Here is an 18,076-nt window from a genome sequence, read left to right on the forward strand (position 1 = left end):
AGCTTTGGCGCAAATCGGGTCGCGCTGAAACTGGGGTAGTCATCATGGCATTGGCGCTTGTCCTTGCCGCTGCAGCGACACCGATCCTGTCCTGTCCAGGCGGCACTATCGAAACCAAATGCACCGCCGCAGAGGTGACGGCGAAGGTTGCGCTGACGCGTGCGCGCGTCACCAATATCGCGCAGCGATGCCTCTATGACTTCGGGGGCAAATGCAGCGTCGAAGCGAGCGGGCGGATCAACGGCGACGATCATGGCACTTTGCTCTGGCAGAAAATGCTCCTTTCGCCGCGCGAAGGGTCGCAGGCGCGCATGCTGGTGCTGCTTTCGCAAGACAAGGCGGGGAAGGCGACGCTCGCGGGTTTTGCCGAAAGCTCGGGGTCGATCGGGACGCCCGATCTCGTCGTCGACAACGACAAGCGCCGGCTGATCCATGTCGGCGGCACGCTTGCCGGCAGCGGCGGTGGAAATGCCGATGCGTTGTTCGTCAGCGAACCCGCCGCACCGAAATGGCGCCGCGTCGACCTGTCCGACTGGGCCGAGCAGGGCGGCAAGCTGCTGCCGACGGGCTATTGGCTGCGCGGTCCGGCGCAATTCGTCTTTGACGAGATGTTTGCCTCCGCCCCGGTTGCGCGCGAAGGCGACGGCGAGTGTTGCCCGCGCGGCGGCAACGCCTTCTACGATCTCGACATTCAGGGCGACCGGCTGGTGTTGACGCGCCTTCGCTTCCAGCCCATGCAGCCGTTGGGGCGCGACATAGAGGTCACCGCCGGGACATTGGAAGACTGAGTTACACCGGCATTATGGCGCTGACATTCGACAGCTGGGACGATGTGGTCGCGTTCGCGTGCGCGCTTCCCGATGTCGAGATGCTTTCCTTTTACGGCATCCCCTGTCCCAAGCTCAACGGCAAGGCGCTCGCCTCGCCGGGTCGCGAGCCCGGCAGTTTCGCCGTGATGTGCAAGCCCGACGAAAAGGAAATCCTGCTTGAAACCGATCCCGACACCTTCTGGCAAACCCCGCATTATGAAGGCTGGCACGCGCTGCTCGTCCGCTTCGGGTCGGACGATCCCGATCGCGTCGCCAACGTCCTTCGCCGGGCCTGGTGGGATCGGGCTAAAAAGGCGCAGCGTCAGTCCTTTGGCGATCGCCCCTGACTTGCTGCGCATCCTCGGCGCCGCGCTCCTTGCCGGTGCCGTGCCCGCAGCGGCGCAGGCGCCGAAGCCCAATGCCGAACTGAACCGCGCATGGGCGGCGGGCTATCGTGCGGCCTTTGTCTGTTCATCCTTGTGGAACGGCGCGGGCAAGCCGGTCGAGGCGATCGAACGCGACGAGCTCACGGGCATCTATCCCGAGATCGAGGCCGATGTCCGTGCATTGAAAGCCGATGTCGACCCCGGGGCGAAGAGGGTGAGCGTGCGCTACCGCGACGACATGCCGCCGCGGATCGCGGAATGGAGCGGGCGCGAAGGCTGCGTCACCCTGCCGATCGGCGCGCAGCCGACGACGGCGTCTCGGGTGGATCGCCGTCCCGATCTCGACGCGCAGCGTTGGCCGATCGGCGACAAGGACGCGCGCGCGCCGATCCCCAGGGGGCTGACCCCATTTGACCGGGTGGCGACAAATGTTACGAGCTTCGGCGGTCGCTCCAGCTCGCTGCTGATCGTCAAGAACGGCCGGATCGTGCTCGAACATTATTGGGGCGGGCACGATGTTCACACCGCGCAGCGAACCTTCTCGGTCGCCAAGTCGATGGCCGCGAGCTTGATCGGCCATGCGGTGCAGCAAGGCTCGATCGACGTGACGAAGCCCGCGCGGATCGCCGAGTGGCAATCACCGGGTGATCCGCGCGCGGTAATCACCACCGAGCAGCTGATGCGCATGGCGAGCGGCCTGACCAGTGACACCGCGGGCAACCGCAGCGATGCTATCTATATGGGCGGCGCGTCGGTGCGCCAGTGGACCACGCAATGGCCGCTGCTCAACCCGCCGAACACCCGCTACCGCTACGCCAACAACGATACGCTGCTCGCGACATTGTCGCTGAAGGCCGCGCTGCAACAGGCCGGAACGCCGCTCGACCCCGCCGCCTTCTTCGACCGGCTCGGTATGACGCGCACCTTTGTCGAACATGACAAGGACGGCGATTATATATTGTCGAGCCAGGTGTGGACCACCGCGCGCGATCTCGCGCGGCTGGGCCTCCTCTATCAGAACGACGGGATGTGGCAGGGCGAGCGCATGCTTCCCGCCGACTGGCGCCGCTTCGTGACGACGCCCAGCGGGCCGCAGCCCGATGGGGCGTTCGGCTATGGTGCGGGCTTCTGGCTGCTCAACAAGTCGGACGGCATCCCCGCCGACGCCTTCGGTGCCTTTGGCAACCGCGGCCAATATGTCGTCGTCATCCCGTCGCGCGCGCTGGTGATCGTGCGGCAGGGGTATGACGACGACAAGAACCGGCTCGATACCGCCGAGCTCGTCAAGGCAGTTGTCGCCGCCGACCGCTGATCATTCGAAGGGCGGGTAACGCTCGAACGCGGGCAGGTCGTTCAGCTTTTCCATCCAGCCAATGCGCTCGGCGGTCTGGATCTGCGCCTGCGCCGGGATCGCGTCGGGATCGTCGAGCGTTGCGGTCTGCACGTCGATCTGGCCTGGAAAGATCGCGTCGTTGGAATAGAAGAGTCCGGTGCCGCAATCGGCGCAGAAATGGCGGCGGCCATGTTCGGACGAGGCGTAGATCTTCGCCGTGCCCGTAATCTCGATTTCATCATTTCCGACGAGCGCCCAGCCGACGAGCGGTGCGCCCGAATGGCGCCGGCAGTCGCTGCAATGGCACAGCGCATGATGCTGGACCGCGGTGGTCATCGAATAGCGGATCGCGCCGCAATGGCATTGGCCGCTGGCACGGGGGGCTTGTTCGCTCATCACTCTCTCCTCGAGGAATCGAATAGAGAACATAACATAAACATGCGCGCCGTGACAATGGCGGTGCAGGCGAGTGTTATCGGGATATTAACCACAAGATTCTAGGCCGCTGAAACACGGATTTGGGGAACTTCCATGGATCAGAGCGGAATGGGACAACGGGCATCGCGCCGTAGGACGGTACGATGAAGCTTGTCATCCAGATTCCCTGCCTGAACGAGGCCGAAGACCTTCCCGCGACCCTCGCCGCACTGCCGCGCAAGATCGACGGCGTCGACGCCATCGAGATATTGGTCATCGACGACGGCAGCACCGACAATACCGCGCAGGTCGCCCGCATGTGGGGCGTGCATCATGTCGTGCGCCATCGCACCAATCGCGGCCTTGCCGCCGCGTTCCGCTCGGGCATCGATGCGGCGCTCGCCGCGGGCGCCGACATCATCGTCAACACCGACGCCGACGGCCAATATGTCGGCGAAGACATCGCCCGGATTGTCGCGCCGATCCTCGACGGGCGCGCGGACATTGTCGTTGGCGATCGCGGCGTCGGCGATAATGAGCATTTCGGCCCGGTCAAGCGCCGGCTGCAGGAATTGGGCAGCGCGATCGTCCAGCGCCTCGCCAATGTACATGTCTCCGACGCGGTCAGCGGCTTTCGCGCGATCAGCCGCGACGCGGCACAGCGCATCAATATTACGACCGAGTTCAGCTATACGACCGACATGCTGATCCAGGCGGGCCGCAAGCGGCTGTCGATCCTGAGTGTGCCGATCCGCACCAACGCGACGCTGCGCCCGTCGCGCCTGTTCAAATCGATCCCGCGCTTTATCGTCAACACCGGGATCACGATGGCGCGCGCGTATACGACTTATAATCCGTTGCGTGCCTTTGTGGGGCTTGGTCTTGCGATCGCCTTTGTCGGCATCGTTCCGATCATCCGCTTTCTGATCTTCTATCTTCAGGGTGCCGGCGACGGCCATGTCCAGTCGCTGGTGATCGGCGGCGCTTTGCTCGTCCTCGGCGTCATGGTGGCGGTGATGGGCGTGCTCGCCGACCTGATCGCCGCGAACCGCAAGTTGATCGAGACGAGCCTTGTTCGCCTGCGGCAGATCGAGGAGCGGCTGCCCCTCGCTGCCGAAGCGCAAGAGCCCGTTGCCAGGACCCGCCGGAAAGGCGCGGCGTGACATCTTCCGCGGCCGATGTGCCTGCCGGAAAATCGCGAATTCCGGGTGCCAGCTCCATATTCTGGCCGCTCGCCGGGATTGTTCTCGCGCTGGCGGGGCATTTGTATCTTGCGCTGACGCGCGCGATCAACTGGGACGAATATTATCATTACAGTCAGGTTCAGAAGCTCGCGCAAGGGACGCTGACCGAGCCGTTGCAGACACTCTACGCGCGCGCCTTCATCTGGGTCGTCGACCTGCCGGGCGTCGGCGTCGACCATATCGTCGCGATCCGGATGTTCATGTTCCTGTGCGTCATCGTCGTTGCGGCGGCGATTTTCGGGGCGGCGTCGCGTTTCGTCGCGCGCGCGCCCGCGGCCTTCTGCGCGCTCATCTACCTGACCGCCGGATATGTGCTCCAGCACGGCACCTCGTTCCGCTTCGACGCACCGGCCGCAGCGTTGCTGATGTCGTCGGCGTTGATCCTGCTCAGGTTTCGCCTGACCGCCGGGCCGATCATCCTGGCGGGCGTCCTGGCGGGCATATCGGCGATGCTGACGATCAAGACGATACTCTATGCGCCGGTCTTTCTGGGCATCGCCTGCCTTCTTTGGTCAGAAGCGGAAAACAAGCGGCGCCTGTTCTTTCAACTCGCCGCGGTCGCCGGCGCGGCTCTTGGCTCCTTTGCGTTGATCTACATTGGACACGCGAGCAATCTGGCCGGCGATAGCGAGGTCGAAGCGATGCGGGTCGTCGCGCGCGCAGGCGGAAAGATGTTCCACTTCGGCCATGTGAGCTATTGGAAATATCTTGTGAAGTCGACGCAGCTTTCGATGATCCTTGCGCTGGTCATCCTGATATTTCCCATCATTCTGTTGGCCTGCACCAGACCGAGAGCGGAAAAACTGGCTCTGACCGGATTCTACCTGCCGATCCTGAGCTTGTTTTTCTATCACAACACGGCGCCCTATTTTTACGTATATATGCTGCCGCCCGTCACAGTGGCGTGTAGCGTGGTGCTGGCACTTCTCGCGCGTTATCGCGCGATGACGATGGCGATGACAGCGCTCTTGTTGGCGAGCGGTGGGTTGATTCTATACAAGGAACCGCCGAACATGATCGAACGCCAGCGGCAGATCTTGCGCGTTGCCGATACCATGTTCCCGGGCGGCGTGGCCTATTTCGACAGCTGCGCGATGCTCGGCAGCTTTCCCAAAGCCAATGTGTTCATGACGCCATGGGGGATCGACCAGTATCTCCTCGGCGGCTTCCCCAGCCTGGAAGAAACCATGGCGTCCAAGCCGGTGCCTTTGATGGTGAACGACGATTATATGTTCGAGGACGCGCTGAACGGCAAAGGCCCCGTTCCCGCCTTCCTTCCCGGTGATCTTGCCGCGATCCGCGATACCTTCGTCCATCTGTGGGGGCCGTTCTGGATTGCGGGCGAAGATATTCCGGCCCGTGCGAGCGGCTATGCGTTCAAGGTTCGCGTGCCCGGTTTTTACACCGTGCGCGGTGCGAGCGTCACGATCGGCGACCGTAGGGTTGCACCCGGCCAGTTCGTCCATCTCGATCGCGGCGTCTATCGCGCCTCGACGGCCGGTGACAAGGGCGCGCGCCTGATCTGGGGCAAGGATATCAAGGTTCCGGTGCAGCCCGATGCGGGCGGCTCGCTGTTTATGCCCTTCTAAGGGGGCGACGCCGCAATCTGCCGATCAGTTGCGGCGGCGTCCCAGTGTGATGAGGCCATATCCCAGATCGCCGGCGATCGACGACGCGCGGAGCGCCAGCGTTGCCGCCATCAGCCCGGCTGCCGGCAAACCGGCGCCGGCCAGAGCAAGGAGCGCCGCTTCCCGAATGCCGATCCCGCCCGGTGCGACCGGCACGACGAAACCCGCGAGCCAGGCAAGCAGGAACAGCGCGGCGAAATGGGCGAGGCTTGCCCCCGCGGGCAGGACCGCAGCACCGATCAGCGCCGCTGCAAGGGCGAAGGCGCCGAAAGCGAGAATTTGAAAGGCCAGCGCGGTCAGCAACGGCCGCCGCGCAGCGAGCGATGCACCGACGACGATGGCCGCCGCCACGATGGCAACGACGGGCGCGCGTTCGAAGGTCAGGCAAGCGGCGGCAACCGACATGCTGCTCACCAGATGCAGCCCGACTTCGACGATGACCGACTTGGCGAGCAGCTTGTGCTCGATCCCGGTCTTCGCGCCCTCGACCTGACGGCTGACATATTGGAATATCGACCCGGGCAGATATTTCATCAGCACGCCGCGCGCATAAATGCGCGCCATGTTGCGGGGCGGCTGGGTATGTTCGGGATCGACGACCGCGGTCCATGCGCGTGCCAGCGCGCGATCGGCGACCGCAAACAGCAGGGGCGCGCCCACCATGGCGCCGGCGAGGCCCCACGAGGCATGCGGCTGGAGCGTCGACCAGTCGAGGCGCCACAGCCGCTCACCAATGAAAGCGATGCTGCCCACCAACGCCACGCCGCCGGCCCATCGCCCGATCCGTTCGAACGACGACCGGCGCCGGGCCAGGACGGTGTCAGCCATAAAGAATGCTGGTGAAATCGGGGTAGGGGACGCAATAGGAACGGCCGAAATAGCGGCGTTCCTTGAGTCCGCAGTTTTCGATCGCGCCGCGATACCGGCTGCGGCCGCTGTCATCGAGCAGGATGATGCCGCCGGGCGCCAGATGCGGGATCGCGCGCGCGAGGCATTCGGTACGGCGGCGCCCGTCGACGACGATCAGGTCGAACGGACCGTCCGCCGCATCGATCGCGCCGATATAGGCGTCGCCTTCCAGTTCGCGATGGCGCAATTCAATATTCGGGAAACGGGCAACCTCTTTGGTCAGGCGTTGGTGCCATTCGGCATGATGCTCGACGGACACGATGCTGGCGGCATGGCGCGCGAGCCAGATGGTGCTGGCGCCTGCGCCATATTCGAACACGCGCGCCTTGGGCCGCGCCCGGAGAAACTCGGCGACTTCGCGCGTTGCGGCGACGTTCCACCAGGGAAGGCCGAGCGCGATCATCCGTTCGATGTTGTGGATCGCCAAAAGCGATGCCGACCAGCGGAGCCAGCCATATTCGTCACTGTGCCGCGCATCCTCGGCAAGCTTTTCCATCGGACCAAGGTTCGCGATTGTGTGCATCACCCCGGCGTAGGATCGTTTGACCAACTGCATCATCTTCTCCAGCCTCCCGAGTGGGTGCAAGAGTGTATTAACCAAAACATCCCTGTTGAAAGGTTAATTTCGGGCGAAAATCGGCTTAATCGCCCAGATCGACCTGATGTTGCTGCGCCCACGCTTGATACTGGCCGCGCGGATTGGATGACGGCTGGGCCAGGATCGCGGGCATGTCGGCGCGCAGCGCGCCGAGGTCGAGCGAACGGATCATCGCCTTGACCGGGCCGACGCCGGCCGGTGTGATCGAGAGGCGTTCGATGCCGACGCCCAGCAAGGCCATCGCTTCCAGCGGCCGGCCCCCCATCTCGCCGCAAACCCCCAGTGCCACCTTCGACCCCGACACTGTGCGGACGACACGCGCAAGGTAGCGCATGACCGTCGGCGACAACCAGTCATAGCGTTCGGCGAGCCGCGGGTGTGCGCGGTCGGCGGCGAACAGGAACTGCGTCAGGTCGTTGGTTCCGACCGACAGGAAGTCGAGGTGCGGCAGCATCAGGTCGAGCGTTTCGAGAAGGCCCGGAACCTCGAGCATCGCGCCGTAGCGGATCGCGACCGGCAATTTCTTGTTGTGGCTCGCGAGCCATGCCCGCTGGCCGACGAACAAATTGCGCGCGGCTTCATATTCCCAGGGTTCGGACACCATCGGGAACATGACGTTGAGCGTCCGCCCGGCTGCCGCCTCCATCAGCGCGCGCGCCTGGACCTTCAGCAGTCCTTCGCGTTCGAGCGCAAGGCGCAAGGCGCGCCAGCCCATCGCCGGATTTTCTTCCTGCGCGCTGCCCTCTACATTCATATAAGGCAGCGCCTTGTCGCCGCCGATGTCGACGGTGCGGAAGATCACCGGCCGGTCGCCCGCCGCGTCGAGCACGTCGCGATACAACCGCTGCTGGCGGTCGCGCGATGGCAAAGTCGCCGACACAAGGAACTGGAATTCGGTACGGAACAGCCCGATGCCGCGTGCGCCGGTCAGGTCGAGCGCGGCAATATCCTCGCGCAGGCCGGCGTTGATCATCAGTTCGATCGGCACGCCATCCTTGGTCACCGCGGGCAGGTCGCGCAGCGACGCAAGGTTGGCGCGGCGCTTTTGCGAAATCTCCAGCTTGGCGTCGAATGCATCCTGCACCGCCTGTGTCGGCCGGACATGCACCGATCCCGCCGCCGAATCGAGCAGCAGCAAATCGCCTTCGCGGATCGATGCGCGCACGTCGCTGACGCGCCCGATCACTGGCACCCCCATCGCGCGCGCGACGATGATGACGTGGGCCGTGAGCGACCCTTCTTCCAACACCACACCCTTCAGGCGGCGGCGGTCATATTCGAGAAGCTCGGCGGGGCCGAGGTTGCGCGCGATCAGGATCGAATCCTGCCGCAAACCCATTTGCGCCGCGGTCCCCATCTGGCCCGACACGATGCGGATCAGCCGGTTCGACAGATCTTCCAGATCGTGCATGCGGTCGCGCAGCAATGGGTCGTCGATCTGGCGCATGCGCATGCGGGTGCGCTGCTGGACGCGCTCGATCGCCGCTTCGGCAGTCAGGCCACTGTCGATCGCCTCGTTGATCCGCCGCGACCATCCCTCGTCATAGGCGAACATCTTGTATGTCTCGATGACCTCCACATGTTCGCCGCCGACGCCGAAGTCGGCGCTGCTCGCCATGCGGTCGATCTGTTCGCGCATCTTGTCGAACGCGGCATAGACGCGGTGGCGCTCGGCCTCGGTGTCGTCGGCGACGGTGTGCTCGATGGTGATGCGCGGCTGGTGGAACACCGCGACCCCGGCGCCCATGCCGTCGACGAGTTTCTGGCCATTGAGCCGCTGCGCCGACTGGTCCGCCGCGGCGGCATCGGTGCGCGCGGCGGTGTCGACGAGGTCGGCGTTGGCGATCAGCTCGGACAGCACCATCGCGACCGTCTGCAGCGTTTCGATTTCGATATCGTCATAACGGCGCGGATCGCTGTGCTGGACGCAAAGCACGCCGACCGCGCGCTCGCGGCGGATGATCGGCACGCCGGCGAAGCTGTGGAACAATTCTTCGCCCGTTTCGGGGCGATAGGAAAAGTCGGGGTGCGCGGCGGCTTCGTCGAGGTTCAGCGTCTCGATCTGGTCGGCGATCATGCCGACCAGCCCTTCGCCGAGGCCGAGGCGCGTGACGTGGACGGCCTCCTGCTTCAGCCCGCGGGTCGCATAGAGTTCAAGCGCGCCTTCGCGCAGCAGATAGATCGAGCAGACCTCGCTATCGAGGCATTCGCCGATGATGCCCACGACCTGGTTGAGCTTGCCCTGCGCATTGGCACGCGACGCCATGACCTCGTGCAGCCGGGTCAGGATGGTGCGCGCCGACTGGGCGGCCGACGAGGGCGGTGGCGGGGCGTTGGTCATCGCAATCCTGCTAACAGAAGGATGCGGTGCGCGCCAATACCCCGCGCCCGATTGTCGAATCTATTCCTATGCGGTTGGGATCCCGGGTCAGTTGTTACCCGACGGAACCGTCACGGAAGCGGTCGGGCCGACCGCGGAGGCCGGCGCCGGGGTGCTCATGATCGCCGGCCTCGGCGCATATTTCGTATCCCATGCGACGGCATCGACCTGATACTGGGCATAAGCCTGATAAAATTCGTTGAACGGCTCGTCGAGCCGCGCGAGATGTACGGGTGCCTGTTCGACAAGCTGCGCGGTCGGGGTCGACGACACGACCTGCGCGATCTCGTTGGCGCGGGCGCAGAAACCGCGCTGCGCCGGCGGCTGTGCGAAATAGTTGAACAGCTGCGTCGAAAGCCGATCGCGCGGTGCGATGCCGTTGTTCTTATTGTCCTTGCCGAGCTGGGTGATGACGCTCTTCTCGGTCGACCTGATCACTTTCCCGTGCATCTTGATGATGTTGTTGTACGCCGAAATGAGTGTCGTTTCCTCGAGCCCGCGGCAGCCGATCGCCGCGACGTTGAGGCCGATCTTCAGCTGCCAGAAGGCACGGTCGCCGGTCACGCCGCTGTTCGCGGTGACGAAGCGTCCGTCGATCGCGCGGCCGGGCAGGATCTGCGTCACGGCAGCGTTGCCCGGCGGCAGCGGCCGCGGCGGGATGACGACCGCGACGGGCGGCGGCGGCGGCGGCGGGGGAGGCGGCGGGGGTTTGGGCGCACAGGCGGCGACGCTCGCCAGCAGGCCGGCAACGATAATCTTACGCGACAGTTTCATGACCCACTCCCCATCCGCATATTATGCGGGATCAACCCCGAGCGTGCAACGCCGCTTCGGCCTGTTGCACCAGAGATACGACGATTGCTGCCGCGCTCTCTTCTTCGGATACCATACCGACAGATTGCCCTGCCATTAACGACCCATTTTCGACGTCGCCGTCGATCACCGCGCGGCGCAGCGCACCCGCCCAATAATGCTCGATTTCAAGCTGGGCTTCCATCATGTCGACCTGGCCGCTGTCGAGCTTGCTCGCGACCTCGCGCTGCTTGGCGGTGAAGGCTTCGGTCCCCGCATTCTTGAGCGCACGGACGGGGATGACCGGCAGGCGGGGGTCGATCTGGACGCTCGCGATGGCTTCGCGCGCCGAGGCGCGCATGAACGCCTTCTTGAAATTGGGATGTGCGATGCTCTCGGTCGCGCAAACGAAACGCGTGCCGAGCTGGACGCCCGAGGCGCCCATTTCCAGATAGGCGGCGATCGCCTCGCCGCGGCCGATCCCGCCCGCGACAAAGACCGGAACTTCATCAGCCAATGTGGGCAGGATTTCCTGCGCCAGTACGCTCGTCGACACCGGGCCGATATGGCCGCCGGCCTCCATTCCCTCGATCACCAACGCATCGACGCCCGAGCGGACAAGCTTTTTCGCCAATGCCAGCGTCGGCGCAAAGCAGATAACCTTCGCGCCCGACGCCTTGATCGCGTCGAGGCTGCCCTTGGGCGGCAGGCCGCCCGCGAGCACGACATGGCCGACCTTGTGCTTCGCGCACACGTCGATCAGTTCGAAGAGCTGCGGGTGCATGGTGATCAGATTGACGCCGAAATTGCGCTTTGCCAGCGCCTTTGTCGCCGCGATTTCTGTATCGAGAAGCTCGGGCGTCATCGCGCCGCACGCAATCACGCCGAACCCGCCGGCATTGCTGATCGCGCTGACCAGATGGCGTTCGGAAACCCAGCTCATCGCACCGCAGAGGATGGCATAGTCGCTGCCGAGAAGCTCGGTTCCGCGGGCCATCAGATCGTTAATTTTGCTCATTGAGCCAGCCTTTGCCAGCACTGGGACTCGCGCGCAATCCCTAGCTTCGTTGCGTCCGTCCGCCCGTCGCACGCCTGAATCCGTTCGGCGCGGTCCGTTTGGCGCGACAACCCAACCTTTCGGCGCAGAAAGCAAATCAAACATTGTCTACTAAATCACTTGGCATATGCTTGCCGGGCGAATCCACGAGGGAAAGGAATTATCATGAGCGCTATCAACGAAGTCGCCAAAGGCGGCTCCGAAGAGGTGCCGCGCGCCATTCAGACCGTGCTCGAAGCACTCGACAAGCTGAAGTTCGGTGCAATCCAGCTGACCGTGCATGAGGGGCGTCTTGTGCAGGTCGATGTGACCGAGCGGCACCGCTACCCCAACTGAATTTTTGAGCTCCCAAAGGGGACATGCGTCCCCTCCTGCCGCAGACCGGACCGCCGGATGTGGTGATTTCTATTGCAACAGGAAATGACCCATGACTGCGAAATATCCTTCGGTCCGCCGCCGCGTGCGGGCTTCCTCGCTTACCTTGTCGCTCCTGCTCGCGTGCGCCGCGACGCCCGCCGCCGCCGCTGAAACCATCGACGCTGAAGTCGATGCCGCCGCCGCGACCACCGCCGATGGCGCCGATGGCGCCGATACCGCCGACCAGGCCAGCCGAGGCGACATCATCATCGTCACCGCCCGCCGCCGCCAGGAAACCGCACAGGAAATTCCCGTCGCGATCTCGGTGATCCGCGGCGATTCGATCGAAGCCACCGGCAACTTCAACGTCGTGAAGCTGCAGCAGCTTGCGCCGACGCTGCAGGTTTACACCTCGAACCCGCGCAACACCTCGGTCAACATCCGCGGCCTCGGCGTGCCGTTCGGCCTCACCAGCGACGGGTTCGAGCAGGGCGTCGGCATTTATGTCGACGACGTCTATAATTCGCGCGTCGCCGCCGCGACCTTCGACTTCCTCGACGTCGATCAGGTCGAGGTTCTGCGCGGTCCGCAGGGCACGCTGTACGGCAAGAACACGACCGCGGGCGCGATCAACATCACAACCAACCAGCCGACCTTCGATTTCGAGGGCCGGGCAGAGGTAAGCGTCGGCAACCTCAACTACCGGCAGGCCAAGGCGGCGATCTCGGGCCCGCTGACCGACAAGATCGCGGCCCGCATTGCCATCGCCGCGACCAGCCGGCGCGGCACGCTCTTCAATGTCACGAGCGATCGCTGGATCAACGAGCAGGACAATCTGGGGCTTCGCGGCCAGCTTCTGTTTCAGCCCAACGAGGATCTCAGCATCACGCTGGCGGGCGACTACAGCAAACAGGATCCCGAAGGCTATGGCACGACCTATGTCCGCGTCGGCCGGACGCAGCGCGTGCTCACCCGTCAGTATGACGCGCTGGTTGCGGCCGTAAACGCCGCCAATCCCGGTCGCAACTACGCGGTGCCGAGCACCAATCCGTACGATCGCCTCGCCGACATCGACGCCAGCCTCAACGCCGGGAACAAGATCGGCGGCGCTTCGGTGCGCGTGAAGTGGGACGTCGGTCCCGGCACCTTCACGTCGATCAGCGCCTGGCGCTTCTGGGACTGGAAGCCCGAGAACGACCGCGATTTCACCGGGCTCTCGATCGTCTCGAAGTCGCAGAACCCATCGCAGCAGGACCAGTATAGCCAGGAATTCCGCTACAATTACGAAGGTGACAAGGTCGATTTCGTCGTCGGCCTGTTCGGCTTCAAGCAGCGGATCGATACCCAGGGCACCGAGCAACAGGGCGCCGACGCAAGCAAGTGGAGCCTGACCGGCGCTCTGGCGGACAATCCAAGCGTCCTCGAAGGTCTGACTGCCGCCAACACGCAATATCTCAAGAGCACCAGCGCGGCGCTGTTCGGCCAGCTGAGCTGGAAGGTGACCGACGCCCTGACCATCCAGCCGGGGGGGCGCGTCAACTACGACAGGAAATCGGGCTTTTATCAGCGGATCGTGACCAATGGCGGGGGGCAGGTCATCAATTGCACCCCGGCACCGGGCACCAGCCTTCCTGCCGTTCTGGCGGCGCAGTGCGGTGTTTATCAGCCGCAGGAAAGTGCGCCTTCGGACAGCGCGTGGAACTTCACCTACGACTTCAACGTGAACTACAAGATCGCGCCCGACATCCTGGCCTATGCAACCTATGCAAAGAGCTTCAAGACGCTCGGCATCAACCAGAACGGCCTGCCGCTCAACGCCGATAATACGGTCAATTATGATGCGAGCACGGTGAAGCCCGAATCGATCGACCATTTCGAAATCGGCCTCAAGACTCAGTTCTTCGACCGCCGGGCGACGTTCAATCTGTCGGCGTTCCGCACCGACATCAAGGATTTCCAGGCGACCGTGAACGGCGGGCAGTTCGGAACGGTGCGCGGCTATCTCGCCAACGCCGACAAGGTTCGGACGCAGGGCATCGAGGCGGACCTCAAGATCGTCGCGAGCGAGCGCTTCACCGCTTATGCCAACGGCGCCTATATTGACGCCAAATACAAGAAGTTCACCAACGCGCCGTGCCCGCCCGAACTGTCGGGGGGTACGCTCCAGCCGCCGGGCGCGGCGCCGGATTATTCCAATGCGGGCGTTCCCAATACCGCTAGTCCGCGCCAGTGCGACATTTCGGGGCAGCGTTTGCCCGGCGTGTCCAAATGGGCCTTCTCCTACGGCGCCGAGGCGAATGCCCCGGTCACGCTGCTGGCGAAGGACGGGCAGGTCTATCTGGGCGTCGATGGCAATTATCGCTCGCACTGGAATTCGAACGCATCGCCGTCGGCGTACACGGACATCAGGGGCTATGCCCTGACGAATTTCCGCGTCGGTTTCCGCGGCGAAGGGCTCGACGTCTTCGGGTGGGTCCGTAACGCCTTCGATGTGGATTACATCGAACTGCTGCAGGTCGCCCCCGGCAACACCGGCCTGATCGCCGGGCAGGTCGGCGATGCCCGGACATGGGGCGGGACGGTGAAGTTCAGCTTCTGATTCCGGGCTTTCCGGACAAAAGAAAAGGGCCGCCCGCCCAAAAGATTTGGGGGGCGGCCCTTTCTCATGCGGGCTGACGGCGTCAGCGCTGCTGCGGGTTCTGGCGATCCTGATCGGGGCGCTTATCGCTGCCGGGCTGGCGGTTCTGGCCGCCCTGCTGCTGTTGCTGGCGGCGCTGTTCTTCGTCGCGGTCCGCCTGCGGTTTCTTTTCATTCGGCTGGTTGGGGGTGTTAGCCACTTTCCATCTCCTTTTGCCGCGCAAAACATGATCATGCGGCATTCGATCAACCCGCCCGGCCGGGCCGATGTTCCGCCACTCGTCGCGCTTTCGCCGGGCCGTGGCGGTTCTGCGACAAGGCCCGCGAACATCTTCGCGGCCGCGGCGTTGTAATCGAACCACTCAATCACTGAATTCACCTTATTCGTTTAGGTCGATTGGCAAGTGCGGCCTATCCTCCCCTGGTGAGAGCGAAAGGATGGTGTGATCGACTCGACGCTTGCCTGCGCCGAAACCACCCGGCGACCCCGAAGTCGTCCGCTCGTCATGCGCCGGTCATCCGGCCGCGTCAGCATTCCCAAACCATAAAAGGCCAAACCATAAAAGGAGAGACTGCATGAACGACCCCACCCCCATTGATCCGGCGGGCGGCTGCCCGGTCCACCAGCCCGGCGGCGCGCGCGCGTTGCTCGGCCGCACCAACAAGGACTGGTGGCCCGAGATGCTGGCGACCGAGATCCTCAACCCCAATGGCTCGTCGAACCCGCTGGGCGACGATTTCGATTATGCCGCGGCGTTCAAGTCGCTTGATTATCAGGCGCTGAAGGACGACCTGACCGCGCTGATGACCGACAGCCAGCCCTGGTGGCCCGCCGACTACGGCCATTATGGACCCTTCTTCATCCGCATGGCGTGGCACGCCGCGGGCACCTATCGCACCGCCGACGGCCGCGGCGGCGCCAACAGCGGGCAGCAGCGTTTCGCGCCGCTCGACAGCTGGCCCGACAACGGCAATCTCGACAAGGCGCGCCGCCTGTTGTGGCCGATCAAGCAGAAATACGGCAACAAGATCAGCTGGGCCGACCTGTTCATCCTCGCCGGCAATGTCGCGATCGAAAGCATGGGCGGCCCGGTGTTCGGCTTCGGCGGGGGCCGTGCCGACGTCTTCGAGCCCGAACGCGACATTTATTGGGGTTCGGAGGACAAATGGGTGAACCAGGGCGTGCAGACGCGCATCGCCCCCGAACATGGTATGCACGAGATCGAAGGGCCGCTCGCCGCGATCCAGATGGGCCTGATCTACGTCAATCCCGAAGGGCCGCAGGGCAATTCGCACGACAACGAAGGCATGGCGCGCGACATGAAGGAAACCTTCGCGCGGATGGCGATGAACGACGAGGAAACCGTTGCGCTGACCGCTGGCGGCCATACCTTCGGCAAGGCGCACGGCAATGGCGACGCGTCGCTGCTCGGCGCCGCGCCCTCGGGCGGCGACCTTGCTGCGCAGGGCTTTGGCTGGGTCAGCGGCCACGAGAGCGGTGGCATCGGCGAACATACCGTCACCAGCGGCCTCGAAGGGGCGTGGACCAACACGCCGGACAAATGGACCGACAATTTCTTCCGCCTGTTGTTCGACTATGATTACGAGCTGGTGCAGTCGCCCGCTGGCGCCAACCAGTGGCAGCCGATCGACCAGAAGGAAGAGGATATGGCCCCCGCGGCCTGGGATCCGAACCTGAAGGTCCCTACGATGATGACCACCGCCGACATGGCGCTGAAGCGCGATCCGGCCTATCGCAAGATCAGCGAGAAATTCCGCGACGACCATGAAGCGTTCAGGGATGCCTTCGCGCGCGCCTGGTTCAAGCTGACCCATCGCGACATGGGCCCCAAAATCCGCTACCTCGGCCCCGAAGTGCCCGCCGAGGACCTGATCTGGCAGGATCCGATCCCCGCAGATTCGACGCCGTCGGACGCCGACGTCGCGGTGGTGAAGGACAAGATCGCCAATAGCGGGCTGACCGTCAGCCAGCTGATCAAGACCGCCTGGGCGTCGGCGAGCACCTATCGCAAGTCCGATTTTCGCGGCGGCGCCAATGGCGCGCGCGTCCGCTTGGCGCCCCAGAAGGACTGGGAGGTCAACGAGCCGGACATGCTCGCCAAGGTGCTCGGCACACTCGACGGACTGCGCGGCAGCCTGTCGATGGCCGACGCGATCGTGCTCGGCGGCGTGGTCGGTCTGGAAAAGGCGATCAAGGATGCGGGCTTCCATGTCGCCGTGCCCTTCGCCGGCGGCCGCGGCGACGCGACCGCGGAACAGACCGACGCCGACAGCTTTGCGGTGATGGAACCCGAGGCTGACGCCTTCCGCAATTATATCGGCAAAAAGAAGCTGGCCGTGAAGATCGAGGAAATGATGCTCGACCGCGCATCGCTGCTCGGCCTGTCGGTGCCCGAAATGATCGTGCTGATCGGCGGCCTGCGCGTCCTCGGCGCGAATCACGGCGAGCGCGGACACGGCCATTTCACCAAGCGGTCGGGGCAGTTGACCAACGATTTCTTCGTCAACCTGCTCGACATGACCAATGTGTGGAAGGCCGTCGACGGCTCGGACGACCAGGAATATGTCGCAACCGATCGCAAGGGCGGCGGCGAGACTTGGCGCGCAACCCGTGCCGACCTGATCTTCGGCTCGAACGCCGAACTGCGAGCGGTCGCCGAAGTCTATGCCGAGACGGGCCATGAAGAGAAGTTCGTAAAGGATTTCGTCAAAGCCTGGACCAAGGTGATGAACGCCGACCGTTTCGACCTCGCCTGATCTTCTGGCGCCGCTGTCCCCGCATCATGCCGCGGGGGCAGCGGCGGCCGACAAGACGACGGGTCGCGGGCCCGCCCCCGGGGACATGGGCCTGGGGGCGGGTCTTTCTTTTGGGCTTAAAGCGACAAAAGATACGCATGGGCGCGTTCATTCTGTCTCCTTTGTCGCTTTAGCGAAGCTGTCGTCGCGGAGGACGGCATTGACGACCGCCATGTCGGGACCGCCGCTGACGTCGATGGCGCCGCCCTTCAGTACGCGGACGGTGGTGACGCCGTTGAGTGCGCGGTCCATCGCGATGCTGAACTGGTGGGTGCGTCCCATCGAGATTCCGCTGTCCCAAGCCGCCGCGAAGCTTTTGGCCTCTGGTCGTTCGCGCAGGCGATAGGCGGAGGCCCGGCCCATGCCGACGGCGCGCGCGGCCCTGCCGACCGACCCCATCGCCGAGAGCGCGCGGATGAAATTGGCTTGGGTTTCGGGTGTCCAGCCGTCGGCACGATGGCGCTGCTGCGGGACGGGGGTGAAGGCGAGGGTGGTGTCGGCCAGCAACGGGGCGGGTGGGGCGATGTGTTCCATCGGTCAGCATGGAGCATGGCCGGATAATGTAGGAAAGGGCTATTCGAACGTCGGCTTTGGGGTGGGAAGCGGACGTACCGATCCTCCCCACTTGTGGGGAGGTGGCAGCGCGAAGCGCTGACGGAGGGGGCTGGCGCCCGCCCGCAACGTCGCTTCAGGCCGCCAACCCCCTCCACCA

The 18,076-nt window shown here is 64.3% G+C and carries 16 protein-coding genes; 8 read left to right on the forward strand and 8 right to left on the reverse strand.

Annotated elements, in window-relative coordinates; all coding sequences use genetic code 11:
• Positions 1-44 precede the first annotated feature (44 nt).
• Genes ACREBX_RS10765 through ACREBX_RS10775 form a run of 3 tightly spaced genes read left to right on the forward strand, consistent with a single transcriptional unit; the run spans position 45 to position 2,507 of the window.
• Positions 45-788 (forward strand): hypothetical protein, encoded by a 744-nt coding sequence (locus tag ACREBX_RS10765; protein ID WP_431561741.1) that lies wholly within the window; start codon positions 45-47, stop codon positions 786-788.
• A gap of 14 nt (positions 789-802) precedes the next feature.
• Positions 803-1,156 (forward strand): MmcQ/YjbR family DNA-binding protein, encoded by a 354-nt coding sequence (locus ACREBX_RS10770; protein ID WP_431561742.1) that lies wholly within the window; start codon positions 803-805, stop codon positions 1,154-1,156.
• Positions 1,140-2,507 (forward strand): serine hydrolase domain-containing protein, encoded by a 1,368-nt coding sequence (locus ACREBX_RS10775; RefSeq protein ID WP_431561743.1) that lies wholly within the window; start codon positions 1,140-1,142, stop codon positions 2,505-2,507. Before ACREBX_RS10770 ends, ACREBX_RS10775 begins: the two co-directional genes overlap by 17 nt.
• Here the strand turns inward: ACREBX_RS10775 and ACREBX_RS10780 are convergent, their stop codons facing one another.
• Entirely contained in the window at positions 2,508-2,924 is a 417-nt protein-coding gene (locus ACREBX_RS10780; protein WP_431561744.1) for a GFA family protein, read from the reverse strand.
• Between the two features lie 185 nt (positions 2,925-3,109).
• Here ACREBX_RS10780 and ACREBX_RS10785 point away from each other — a divergent pair, with 185 nt between their 5' ends.
• Both ACREBX_RS10785 and ACREBX_RS10790 read left to right on the forward strand, forming a co-directional pair.
• Positions 3,110-4,108, forward strand: a complete 999-nt coding sequence (locus ACREBX_RS10785) for a glycosyltransferase family 2 protein (RefSeq protein ID WP_431561745.1) — start codon at positions 3,110-3,112, stop codon at positions 4,106-4,108.
• Positions 4,105-5,778 carry an ArnT family glycosyltransferase gene (locus tag ACREBX_RS10790; protein ID WP_431561746.1) on the forward strand — a complete coding sequence of 558 codons (1,674 nt, stop codon included), beginning with the start codon at positions 4,105-4,107 and terminating at the stop codon, positions 5,776-5,778. Before ACREBX_RS10785 ends, ACREBX_RS10790 begins: the two co-directional genes overlap by 4 nt.
• A 24-nt stretch (positions 5,779-5,802) precedes the next feature.
• Here the strand turns inward: ACREBX_RS10790 and ACREBX_RS10795 are convergent, their stop codons facing one another.
• The 5 genes from ACREBX_RS10795 to ACREBX_RS10815 form a co-directional block, all read right to left on the reverse strand.
• Positions 5,803-6,645: a hypothetical protein gene (locus tag ACREBX_RS10795; protein WP_431561747.1), complete on the reverse strand. Its 843-nt coding sequence runs from the start codon at positions 6,643-6,645 to the stop codon at positions 5,803-5,805.
• On the reverse strand, positions 6,638-7,285 hold the full coding sequence (locus ACREBX_RS10800) for an O-methyltransferase (RefSeq protein WP_431561748.1): 648 nt from the start codon (positions 7,283-7,285) through the stop codon (positions 6,638-6,640). The genes ACREBX_RS10795 and ACREBX_RS10800 overlap by 8 nt, the downstream gene beginning before the upstream one ends.
• An 82-nt stretch (positions 7,286-7,367) precedes the next feature.
• Positions 7,368-9,665 (reverse strand): phosphoenolpyruvate--protein phosphotransferase, encoded by a 2,298-nt coding sequence (gene ptsP, locus ACREBX_RS10805; protein WP_431561749.1) that lies wholly within the window; start codon positions 9,663-9,665, stop codon positions 7,368-7,370.
• 87 nt (positions 9,666-9,752) lie between these two features.
• Complete coding sequence (locus ACREBX_RS10810; RefSeq protein WP_431561750.1) at positions 9,753-10,478, reverse strand: hypothetical protein; 726 nt, start codon at positions 10,476-10,478, stop codon at positions 9,753-9,755.
• Between the two features lie 31 nt (positions 10,479-10,509).
• Positions 10,510-11,514 carry an NAD(P)H-dependent flavin oxidoreductase gene (locus ACREBX_RS10815; RefSeq protein WP_431561751.1) on the reverse strand — a complete coding sequence of 335 codons (1,005 nt, stop codon included), beginning with the start codon at positions 11,512-11,514 and terminating at the stop codon, positions 10,510-10,512.
• A gap of 204 nt (positions 11,515-11,718) precedes the next feature.
• On the opposite strand from ACREBX_RS10815, the gene ACREBX_RS10820 reads away from it, so the two are divergent.
• Together ACREBX_RS10820 and ACREBX_RS10825 are read left to right on the forward strand one after the other, a co-directional pair.
• Positions 11,719-11,889 (forward strand): YezD family protein, encoded by a 171-nt coding sequence (locus ACREBX_RS10820; protein WP_082521326.1) that lies wholly within the window; start codon positions 11,719-11,721, stop codon positions 11,887-11,889.
• Between the two features lie 91 nt (positions 11,890-11,980).
• The gene (locus ACREBX_RS10825) at positions 11,981-14,509 is read left to right on the forward strand and encodes a TonB-dependent receptor (RefSeq protein WP_431561752.1); all 2,529 of its coding nucleotides are present in this window, start codon (positions 11,981-11,983) and stop codon (positions 14,507-14,509) included.
• Positions 14,510-14,591: 82 nt separating this feature from the next.
• Here the strand turns inward: ACREBX_RS10825 and ACREBX_RS10830 are convergent, their stop codons facing one another.
• The gene (locus ACREBX_RS10830; protein WP_431561753.1) at positions 14,592-14,747 is read right to left on the reverse strand and encodes a hypothetical protein; all 156 of its coding nucleotides are present in this window, start codon (positions 14,745-14,747) and stop codon (positions 14,592-14,594) included.
• 376 nt (positions 14,748-15,123) lie between these two features.
• Here ACREBX_RS10830 and katG point away from each other — a divergent pair, with 376 nt between their 5' ends.
• Positions 15,124-17,325: a catalase/peroxidase HPI gene (katG, locus tag ACREBX_RS10835; RefSeq protein WP_431561754.1), complete on the forward strand. Its 2,202-nt coding sequence runs from the start codon at positions 15,124-15,126 to the stop codon at positions 17,323-17,325.
• 147 nt (positions 17,326-17,472) lie between these two features.
• Here katG and ACREBX_RS10840 read toward each other — a convergent pair whose 3' ends face one another.
• Positions 17,473-17,898 (reverse strand): hypothetical protein, encoded by a 426-nt coding sequence (locus ACREBX_RS10840; protein WP_431561755.1) that lies wholly within the window; start codon positions 17,896-17,898, stop codon positions 17,473-17,475.
• Between the last annotated feature and the right edge of the window lie 178 nt (positions 17,899-18,076).

The sequence above is a fragment of the Sphingopyxis sp. genome (assembly GCF_050725655.1).
GTDB lineage: Bacteria > Pseudomonadota > Alphaproteobacteria > Sphingomonadales > Sphingomonadaceae > Sphingopyxis.

What these genes read in the sequence shown, in the direction of transcription:
- ACREBX_RS10765 (WP_431561741.1), top strand. Translation starts at nt 45, where the DNA reads ATGGCATTGGCGCTTGTCCTTGCCGCTGCAGCGACACCGATCCTGTCC.
- ACREBX_RS10770 (WP_431561742.1), top strand. Translation starts at nt 803, where the DNA reads ATGGCGCTGACATTCGACAGCTGGGACGATGTGGTCGCGTTCGCGTGC.
- ACREBX_RS10780 (WP_431561744.1), bottom strand. Translation starts at nt 2,924, where the DNA reads ATGAGCGAACAAGCCCCCCGTGCCAGCGGCCAATGCCATTGCGGCGCG.
- ACREBX_RS10785 (WP_431561745.1), top strand. Translation starts at nt 3,110, where the DNA reads ATGAAGCTTGTCATCCAGATTCCCTGCCTGAACGAGGCCGAAGACCTT.
- ACREBX_RS10795 (WP_431561747.1), bottom strand. Translation starts at nt 6,645, where the DNA reads ATGGCTGACACCGTCCTGGCCCGGCGCCGGTCGTCGTTCGAACGGATC.
- ACREBX_RS10800 (WP_431561748.1), bottom strand. Translation starts at nt 7,285, where the DNA reads ATGATGCAGTTGGTCAAACGATCCTACGCCGGGGTGATGCACACAATC.
- ptsP (WP_431561749.1), bottom strand. Translation starts at nt 9,665, where the DNA reads ATGACCAACGCCCCGCCACCGCCCTCGTCGGCCGCCCAGTCGGCGCGC.
- ACREBX_RS10810 (WP_431561750.1), bottom strand. Translation starts at nt 10,478, where the DNA reads ATGAAACTGTCGCGTAAGATTATCGTTGCCGGCCTGCTGGCGAGCGTC.
- ACREBX_RS10815 (WP_431561751.1), bottom strand. Translation starts at nt 11,514, where the DNA reads ATGAGCAAAATTAACGATCTGATGGCCCGCGGAACCGAGCTTCTCGGC.
- ACREBX_RS10820 (WP_082521326.1), top strand. Translation starts at nt 11,719, where the DNA reads ATGAGCGCTATCAACGAAGTCGCCAAAGGCGGCTCCGAAGAGGTGCCG.
- ACREBX_RS10825 (WP_431561752.1), top strand. Translation starts at nt 11,981, where the DNA reads ATGACTGCGAAATATCCTTCGGTCCGCCGCCGCGTGCGGGCTTCCTCG.
- katG (WP_431561754.1), top strand. Translation starts at nt 15,124, where the DNA reads ATGAACGACCCCACCCCCATTGATCCGGCGGGCGGCTGCCCGGTCCAC.
- ACREBX_RS10840 (WP_431561755.1), bottom strand. Translation starts at nt 17,898, where the DNA reads ATGGAACACATCGCCCCACCCGCCCCGTTGCTGGCCGACACCACCCTC.